Below are 8,579 nucleotides of genomic sequence, written 5' to 3'. Positions count from 1 at the left end.
CCACCCACCGAGTTTCCCGATGAAGCAGATGACCTTCGCCGACGCCGAGTACGCTGGCAAGCGCAAGCAAACCCGCAAGGAGTTGTTCCTGATCGAGATGGATCGGGTGGTGCCGTGGAAGGGCTTGATTGCTTTGATCGAGCCACATTATCCGAAGGGTGAAGGTGGCCGTCCGGCCTACCCGTTGATGGCGATGCTGCGTGTGCATCTGCTGCAGAACTGGTTCGGCTACAGCGATCCAGCGATGGAGGAAGCGCTGTACGAAACCACGATCCTGCGCCAGTTTGCCGGGCTGAACCTGGAGCGCATCCCCGACGAAACCACCATTCTCAACTTCCGCCGCTTGCTGGAGAAACACGAGCTGGCGGCCGGCATCCTCGCTGTCATCAATGGCTCTGGGCGACCGCGGCCTGTCGCTGCGCCAGGGCACCATCGTCGATGCAACGCTGATCAATGCGCCCAGTTCGACCAAGAACAAGGACGGCAAGCGCGACCCGGAAATGCACCAGACCAAGAAGGGAAACCAGTATTGTGTGTCACGAACACAGGTCAGATGACCTGTGCTGCTGTGCCGAAGATGGAAGTAGGCCTTCCGAAGTCGGCTTGCAGGAGCGGACTTCAAACCACCCGGTGCTGCTGCATCCAAAAGGTGTGGTGGTGAGCGACCGAGGAAAAGTCATCCCTGAGGATGGCAGGTGAGTATGGAGAAGATGAGCGAAAGCAAACCGTCCGATGACGCATCGTTATGCCCAAGGTGCTGCCGAAACTGAGGTGGAGTACTGGCTTCAGGACAAGTCGGGGCGTTACCTGCTTACGGACCCGATGGCAGCCGGTGTATAGGCGGCATGATCTTCATACAGGCTTTGGTACGGAACGTGAGAACCTTGTTCCAGATGCGAAGGAAAATGACAAATGGCCAACACCATGAGGAAGAATACCGATGCTGGAACGAGGGGCGGAGCTTCCCGTAGTAGCGATGAAGCCTCTGTAATGGAGGTGGAGCGAAGGGGCGGCGTTATCCGGCCGACGAGCGTTGCCAACCTCCGGGGATGAGTGGCGTGAGCTCGGCGAAACCTTATGACATAGCGAAACGCACGGTATGGGACGCCTACCAGCAGGTCAGGGCCAACCGCGGTGCTGCCGGCATCGACGATGAAACCATCGCCGATTTCGAGCGGGATCTGTCTAAGAATCTCTACAAGCTGTGGAATCGGATGTCGTCGGGGTCGTACTTCCCGCCTCCGGTCAAGCAAGTAGAAATTCCCAAGGCATCGGGAGGCACGCGCAAGCTGGGAGTGCCCACGGTTGGTGATCGTGTCGCGCAAACCGTGGTCAAGCTTCTCATCGAGCCGGAGCTGGACTCGATCTTCCACTCGGACTCCTATGGGTACCGGCCGGGACGATCAGCGAAGCAGGCGGTGGCGATCACGCGTGAGCGCTGCTGGCGATACGACTGGGTGGTGGAGTTTGATATCAAGGCAGCCTTCGATCAGATCAATCATGGGTTGCTGATGAAGGCGGTGCGCCTGCACATCAAGGAGGACTGGATACTTCTGTACATCGAGCGGTGGCTGGTTGCGCCGTTCGAAACGGATGACGGCATGCGCGTCCCACGCGAACGCGGCACCCCGCAAGGTGGAGTGCTCAGTCCCCTCCTGATGAATCTGTTCATGCACTATGCCTTCGACACCTGGATGCAACGTACCAGCCCCAACTGCCCGTTTGCCCGCTACGCCGATGATGCGGTGGTGCACTGCCGCAGTCGAAAGCAAGCGGAGTACGTGATGCGCTCCATTGCTTCACGGCTGGCTGCCTGTGGCTTGACGATGCACCCGGAGAAATCGAAAGTCGTGTACTGCAAGGACAGTAACCGTCGCGCAGGTTATCCGCATGTGAGCTTTACCTTCCTCGGCTTCACCTTTAGGCCGAGGAAGGCGCTCAGCAAACAAGACCAGCTCTTCACGAGCTTCCTTCCGGGAGCGAGTGCGGATGCCTTAAAGCGGATGCGGCAAGCGGTACGCAGGTGGCGACTCAATCGCCAAACCCACGTGACGCTGGTCGACGTGGCTCGGCTCTACAATCCAGTGATACAGGGGTGGTGGCAATACTATGGCTCGTTCTATCGGACAGCCATGCTTGGCATCTTCCAGCACATTGACCGCGCGCTTGAACGCTGGGCCCGACGAAAATACAAGGCCCTTCATAGGCGCAAGCGGCGCATTAGCCAATGGCTGGACAAGATGCGGACTGTGGTACCCCGGCTGTTTCATCACTGGCGAGTGACCGGGCAGCAAGGTTGGATAACGGGAGCCGTATGACGCGAGAGTGTCACGTACGGTTCTGCGAGCGGCTGCGGGGGCAGTTCCCGCGGCCGACTCACCATTTCGGCAGTGCGACCTGAAAGTCGCATGGGTTTCTGTTCCGCAGGTTAACGCCCGACGGAACCGACTGTTCCACCACTCGTTCCCTACCCAGACAGGCGTGGCCGGTAACAGCCGGGTCTGAAGCTCTGGGGACAATGTAACCGCCGATATTTCGGTAGGTCGAACCGCGAGGCCAGACTGAATCTGCCAGCATCAAGGCGGAGAGGCGCTAGGGATGAACAGGTACCCGCCAACTGCACGGGGGTGATGGTGCTCGCTTGGCGACTGGCTTCTTGCTGGAGGTTAGAGATTGCTTCGGCAATTGCCTTGGTCTGAGCCACATAGCTGCCGGATAGGTTGGCAATCACAATGCAGCAACGCGGTAACTCCAGAGCGGCGCTCATCAGGCAGCTGAGTGTGTAGGTGCTCACGGTAGCCAGCGTACCGCCGCCGATGACAGTAGTGCTCGCGTTTTCAAGGTAGGGCGGCAACTCATCGAGCATGATCAGGGTCGGTTTGTCCCCGATAATTTTCTTCCAGCCAGCCTGATCGACCGCGCGAGGGCCATTGACCCAGTAGGGCTTGATGGCTTCCTCTTCGCCTAGTTGGGTAGTCGCGAATGATGGGGTTGAATGTGCATGCCTGCTTGACTGTCTTGAGCATCTGCTCGACTCCCTGAGAAATACTTAATCGTTGCTCGACTGACTGGAGGGTGGGGTGGGCTGCGGAATGGAAAGCTCCTGACTCACCTGCTGCAGAAACCACTCACGCATGGTCAACCCACGCGCCTTGAGTGCGGCGTAGATCTGCTGCTTTTGGGCAGGATCAACCTCGATCACAACGCGATTGCTAGTTTTCATAGGCATGGGCACCTGGCTTAGGTTTGTAACGTGACGTGATGTTATGTTCGAAGGGGAGGGGCTGGAAGCCCTGGCGTACATTAATTTATTTTCTCTTTTAGGAGCATCTTGAGGTAGGCCCCCGTGGCCTGGCCGTTACTTCTGCCAAGTACTAAAAACGGGGTACCGGCCGGTCATCATGGCCTTCGACTGCTCAGGGTTAAGATCCTGTTGTTGCTCCTGCCAGTTGCCTGATCAGACGAAACGTCCCCGGTATGAGCGGCGGGCTGCTAGTCCAGATGCCGACTCGCCTGGGGACCAGCCCGAATTACACCGGGACTTATGGGCTGAGTGGGCAGCTATCGCAGGAACCACAGCAAGGCTTGCCGTGCATGGAGTCCCAATATTGCCGCTCAGCCTCTTCCCAGTCCCGCAATGCGAAAGCCAGTTCGGTAGCCTGCTTTGCATGGTCATGGCAGCGTCGAATTCGTTTAGGACGGCGGCGTCCATACAGGCCGCAGAAGCAGCGCCTTTTTTGGTTGATTACCCGCCGGGACTTTTCCCACACGCTAAACAAAGGCACTGTTCCGGAGATCACATCCAAGATAGGTCGCTCTTTGGACTTTCTGCGCTTGAGCCCTAGCTGATTTACCGCAAGATCGTTAGCGATTTTGCCACTGATTGCGCTCGCAGCCTTCTGCGCTCGCAGTTGATGTCGAGCTGCGTCGCCGTGTGCCCACGCGGAACCATTCGGCCATCTGCGCAGAGTGCGAGCGCGCTCTTGAAGCTTTAGGTATTTGTAGATTGTCTCAAGCCAGGCACGAGCGGACGGCTCGTCTGAGACAGGAAGCGGATTGGCGCCCGCGTAAAACAGACAGAACGTACCATCATAATTGATGTGCCGTTCCGGGCAAAAGCCTGGCAAGTGATGTGGTGTGCTTTCGCGTGCTTCTATCCATTCACCGTCTTGGCGTAAATGCAGCTTGTAGGGGAGCGTTCTCCCGTCCACCAGCCGAATCGGAAGATCAAGCGTTGCTGTCTGCGGAACGGATGTTACACAGGTACCCCCGAAATCTGGGGCGACCTGTGCAATCAGGTCGAGCGCTGTGCTCAACGGCTGCCGTCTACTTTCTGGCGGGAGTGGGGCTGCACCTGACGCTCATCTGCGCGAATGATGGCGGCGGAACCCGCATAGGCTTCCGAGCGAGCTTGCTTCGCAGATGCGTCCCCATCATCTGCCAGGGCTTCGGTAGCTTCGTTGTAGTCCAGGTGTGATGTCTTACGACTCTTCCCAAACAGGTTCTGCACAGCTTTCGATGCTGCGTCGTAAGCTACTTGCCCGATCGCGGTTTCCACCCCCGAACACGCGCATTGGCGTTTCTCAGACTCGATCACGCTACGCCCGATAGCGCACCTAACTCTATTACCCTTGGCGCCCAGGCGCGTGACGGCTATTGGGCCCAGATCGAAGCCAATCGCGAGGCCGAGGTCGCCGGTTTCAATACCTTCGGCGTTCAGCCGCTCAATTGCGAGATTGAAGCTGCTGCGCAGTGCACCTGCTAGCCGTGTGGCCTCGGATACTGACTTCTCTTCGTCAGTAGTATGCGCGGTGCCGTCACAGGATAGGGCTTGCACGCAGTCTCCGATGAAGCGCACCCGGCGCCCTTCGAAGTCGGAAGTCACGACCCGCTCCAGCTCGGAGCGGATGACATGCAAAGTCCGCACGACATCGTCGGTCTTCTCGTTGATGTGATCGGCCACGTAGGCTGTGAAGCCATCAATATCGGCGTAGAGGCTCACCATCTCCTGTCGCTTCGAGTTGGCCGGAGTCAGCGAGTAAATGTCCATATCACGCAGGGGTGGGGTTTGGCGGGAAAACTGGTAACCGCCAATGGGGTTCTTTTTCAGATCCTCACGCCACTCCTCGACGATCTCGTCGGACGTGACATCCAGCTTGGCCGCATCCTGACATGCCTTGATCTCTATCGCGGTTAGGGCAGATTTTTCCGGCTCATCGCTTTCCGCAAGGCCGATGGCCTTACGAGCATTGTTGGTCAGATAGATACCCCTGGCCTTGTTATTACTGGCCAGTTTCGCGGCATGGTTCGCTGGATCGCCCAGGAACAAGGGTTCGCGGTACCCGCTGCGGCCATTGTTTACAGCAAGAGCTAGGCCGGTATCGATGCCAATTCGAACCTTGGCTGCTGGGATTTGCTCATCGTCGTCGCCCGTCTCTGCAAGCACGTCAATGATCAATTGCGCAGTCGCAACGGCGCGTTGAACACGCTTGGTCTCAGCGCCGGACTCAGTGTTGTACGGCTTAGTGAAAAGGGAGTGCAGCCGCTGACTGTGGAAGTCGACGCGGCGCGCATCAACCTTGTTGAGAATTCGCTTGACTGCCCGGTAGTGCTGGTCAAGAAAGCGCAGCGTGCGCTTGTGACACTCTGTGCCCTCGACTGCAGTGATGTTCAGCATGTCCTCGAGATTCATGATGTCCGCATACATGTGGACCCCATCCACGCGGTACGCGGTACTGGTAGGAATCGATTCCAACGACATGTCGCGCACGTAATCCTTGATGGTGATTTCCTCAACATCAGCGATCTTCTGGTCTATGTGTTTTGCAGCGCGATCATGGTTCCAGCTCTTGCTCATCGATCACTCCTTCGGGTGATTGGGCGCGCTGCAATGCGGTAGGCAAGCGCATGCCAAATTTGCTTGTTGACAGATATCCGTTACTTCGGTCCTAGCTTGTTGAAAATGGTGCGTAGCTGATTGCAGGCTGGAGATAGGCTGGAGGGCAGCTGGTCTTCACTTTTCGTTAGGCGATATCCGATGGTTGTCAGCCCTTTCAGATCTGACGGCAGATGTACCTCGTCACCCCTAGGCTCAAGAAGGAAGGTTCGTGCCCTGCCAAGTCGTCCTACGAACAGGCCAAGCTCGAAAATGACGTTGTCGCGCGGCGTATTCTTGGTTTCCTCGCGCATTGTGACGGAGTCGTCCGGCTGTGCGATTGCGATGGCAAAATCGCACTCGTCCAGTTGCTCTTCGAGGCTTTCAAGGGCGTACTGCGATGCGCGGAAAACGCCTTGTGTCCAGGTCTTTACGAAGAACTTGTCGTGCTCAAGGTTATTCTCGATTGCCCGGGCAATAGGGAGTGCCTCGACCGAGCAAATGATGAATACGTGGGATGACTGATGGGCAGGAAGCACCATGTCGTTTCGCTGGTGTAGTCGATCGACCAGTTGCCGAGTGACCTGTCGCCAAACCGAGGGATACGCGTCCGCAATGGACTTGAAGTCTGCCGCGCTGACCTTCAAGACAATCGAGGGCTCGGTGGCCAGTACAGTAGCAGAGCGCTTCGCTGTTGGGACCAGAGCAGCCATTTCTCCGACGTGATCGCCGCCCCCTCGTGTTGCGACTTCACGATCATGGACCTTCACCTGGAAATGCCCTGTGATGATGAAATAAACCTCGGAGTCCTCCGCGTCCTCGGTAATGAGCACAGCATCCTTAGCGATCTCCTCCAGCGTTCCTACCTCTGCGAGGCGGCGTGCTAGGTCTTGATTTCCGAGTACCAGCTTCTGCTCAAGCAGTACTTCCTCAAGAACGGCGCGGCCTGACGGCCCTTCAAAGCGATCGATCAACTTCCCAGTAGTCATGATGGTGAGCATTCCCTTGCGAAGAGGTTGCGGGGGCGTTCACAGAGAAATGGGGACGTGCGTCACCCTTTCAAGGGGCGCTGAAGAAAAGATCTGGGCATGGCGGGCGCTCAGGGACGCAGGTTCAAACTCTGTTTGATTGCATTCGGGAGTAGTGGGCCGAATGTTCAGTGTCAAACATTTTGTGCTGTAAGACCTGACGTGCTCTGGTACACCTGTCAAACCTTCTCTTGATTGGCGTCAGTTTTTGTCAATCAATGGGGGTGAGTTTGACGGTCAATGGGGAGTCGCCGAAATAGCATCATAGGTAGGGATTACGGGCGATTTGGCGGTGTCAATCGAAGGAACGTAATTTGATAGGTGACATTATTGGCCGGACGACCCGCTGGTGGCCGAGGCCACTGCCCGGGCCAAGCCACGCAAGTAGTCGACGGCGCTCAGAGCACCCGGGTCAGGTCGTCGTCGAGGAAGTGCCGGAAACTCAGGCGCTGGCCGTCGGCGAAGTCGAAGTGGCTGTCCAGGGTCGGGCCGTTGAGGACGAACTCCAGGGCCAGCAGGCGCACACCGGCCAGGCCGCGCTGCCGGCCGAGGTCGTGCAGGCGGTACTCGCCCGGGCCTTCGTCGTTCTCGCAGGGCCGCGGCGCTTCGCCGCTGCGCCAGAACACCGTCTCGCCCTCGAAGTAGAGGCGATACCAGCGTTGCTCGAACTGCAGGTAGACCACGTTCACCGGATCGGCCGGACGGCCTTCCCACCACCATTCCTGGATCAGCAGCGACTGGCAGACCTGTCCGCGCAGGGCGGGCTGTTCGCCGTTGATCGTGCAGCAGGGGATGGCGGTATGCATCGGGCTCCTCCTCCGGGGTCGGTTCACAGCAGGGACAGGTCGGCGCCGTCGCTCCGCAACTGGTCGTAGGCCTGGTCCAGGCGGTCGCGCAGCGCTTCGGCGCCGGGAATGTGGCGCGAGACGATCATCCGCAGCGGCAGGCGGTACAGTTCCTGGCTTGCCAACGCCTGGCGGCTGGCCGCTTCCACCGGCGCCTGGTAGTCGAGCAGGTAGTCGCCGCGCCCGAGTTCGAGCATGCGCAAGGCAGCGTGGTGGGTGCCGGTGCGGTACAGGCGCAGGTGCAGGTTGGGGTCCTGGATGAAGTCGGTGACCGGTTTCCAGTAGCTGTAGCCGCTGATCAGGATCAGCCGGCGTCCGGCCAGGTCCTGGGGAACCCGCGGTGCCGGCTGGTGCGCCGGGTAGTACAGGTTCAGGCTGACGTGGCCGAGCACGCGCCGCGCCTGGAGGGTGTCGGCGGCCAGCTCCGGCTTGGCCGCGCCGGCCCACAGCGCCACGCTGCCATCCTGCAGCCCCAGGTACAGGCGCGCGCTGGGCAGGGCGCGGAACGCCGGACGATAGCCGGCCCGCTCCAGCAGCAGGCGGACCAGGCGGGCGCCGGAACCGGCGGCGTGGCCATCCCGGGCGGTATAGATGTAGGGGGGGAATTCGTAGTAGCCGACGTTCAACGACGGCCTTGCGTCCTGCGCATGGAGCTGCGGGGCGGCCAGCAGGGCGAACGCCAGCAGCGCGAGCAGGGGCGTTGTGGTGCGTAGGGGCATGGTGTGCGGCCTTGCCGTTTTTTGTTGTTATGAATGGGGGCGAAGCATGCCACGTCGCGGGTGGCCTCGTCGGCACGCCGCTCGGTCATCGAGCACTGCTCGCCCAACTGGT

7 protein-coding genes and 3 pseudogenes are annotated in these 8,579 nt (G+C 59.1%); 3 read left to right on the top strand and 7 right to left on the bottom strand.

The genetic code is table 11. The features are described 5' to 3' along the window. Nucleotides 1–19: 19 nt before the first annotated feature. Nucleotides 20–530: pseudogene (locus tag ACTJJX_RS20990) on the top strand (IS5-like element ISPst7 family transposase); the annotation flags it as partial. A 519-nt stretch (nt 531–1,049) separates the two neighbouring features. Beyond that, on the top strand, nt 1,050–2,318 hold the full coding sequence (ltrA, locus tag ACTJJX_RS20985; RefSeq protein ID WP_010562502.1) for a group II intron reverse transcriptase/maturase: 1,269 nt from the start codon (nt 1,050–1,052) through the stop codon (nt 2,316–2,318). A gap of 731 nt (nt 2,319–3,049) precedes the next feature. Here ltrA and ACTJJX_RS20980 read toward each other — a convergent pair. The 4 genes from ACTJJX_RS20980 to pycTIR form a co-directional block, all read right to left on the bottom strand. Then, entirely contained in the window at nt 3,050–3,223 is a 174-nt protein-coding gene (locus ACTJJX_RS20980) for a hypothetical protein (RefSeq protein ID WP_016712140.1), read from the bottom strand. A gap of 319 nt (nt 3,224–3,542) precedes the next feature. Beyond that, nucleotides 3,543–4,316, bottom strand: a complete 774-nt coding sequence (locus ACTJJX_RS20975) for an E2 domain-associated cysteine-rich protein (RefSeq protein WP_073624886.1) — start codon at nt 4,314–4,316, stop codon at nt 3,543–3,545. Continuing rightward, a complete protein-coding gene (gene pycC, locus ACTJJX_RS20970; RefSeq protein ID WP_003127475.1) occupies nt 4,313–5,857 on the bottom strand; it encodes a Pycsar phage resistance system uridylate cyclase PycC in 1,545 nt (514 codons plus the stop codon). The genes ACTJJX_RS20975 and pycC overlap by 4 nt, the downstream gene beginning before the upstream one ends. A gap of 80 nt (nt 5,858–5,937) precedes the next feature. Next, nucleotides 5,938–6,864, bottom strand: coding sequence for a Pycsar phage resistance system effector protein PycTIR (gene pycTIR / locus ACTJJX_RS20965; protein WP_010562503.1), 927 nt, complete (start codon nt 6,862–6,864; stop codon nt 5,938–5,940). Between the two features lie 364 nt (nt 6,865–7,228). Here pycTIR and ACTJJX_RS20960 point away from each other — a divergent pair. After that, nucleotides 7,229–7,291: pseudogene (locus ACTJJX_RS20960) on the top strand (hypothetical protein); the annotation flags it as partial. A 10-nt stretch (nt 7,292–7,301) separates the two neighbouring features. On the opposite strand, the gene ACTJJX_RS20955 reads toward ACTJJX_RS20960, so the two are convergent. The 3 genes and pseudogenes from ACTJJX_RS20955 to ACTJJX_RS20945 all read right to left on the bottom strand — a co-directional run. Next, on the bottom strand, nt 7,302–7,709 hold the full coding sequence (locus ACTJJX_RS20955) for a hypothetical protein (protein ID WP_003118266.1): 408 nt from the start codon (nt 7,707–7,709) through the stop codon (nt 7,302–7,304). A 23-nt stretch (nt 7,710–7,732) separates the two neighbouring features. Next, nucleotides 7,733–8,467 carry a substrate-binding periplasmic protein gene (locus ACTJJX_RS20950; RefSeq protein ID WP_003106825.1) on the bottom strand — a complete coding sequence of 245 codons (735 nt, stop codon included), beginning with the start codon at nt 8,465–8,467 and terminating at the stop codon, nt 7,733–7,735. 46 nt (nt 8,468–8,513) lie between these two features. After that, nucleotides 8,514–8,579, bottom strand: a pseudogene (locus tag ACTJJX_RS20945) (hypothetical protein); the annotation flags it as partial.

It is taken from the genome of Pseudomonas sp. 22490 (assembly GCF_052044465.1).
GTDB classification, from domain to species: Bacteria; Pseudomonadota; Gammaproteobacteria; order Pseudomonadales; family Pseudomonadaceae; genus Pseudomonas; species Pseudomonas aeruginosa.
Note: the sequence above shows the minus strand (reverse complement) of the source record. Positions and strands in the feature narration are given on the sequence as shown.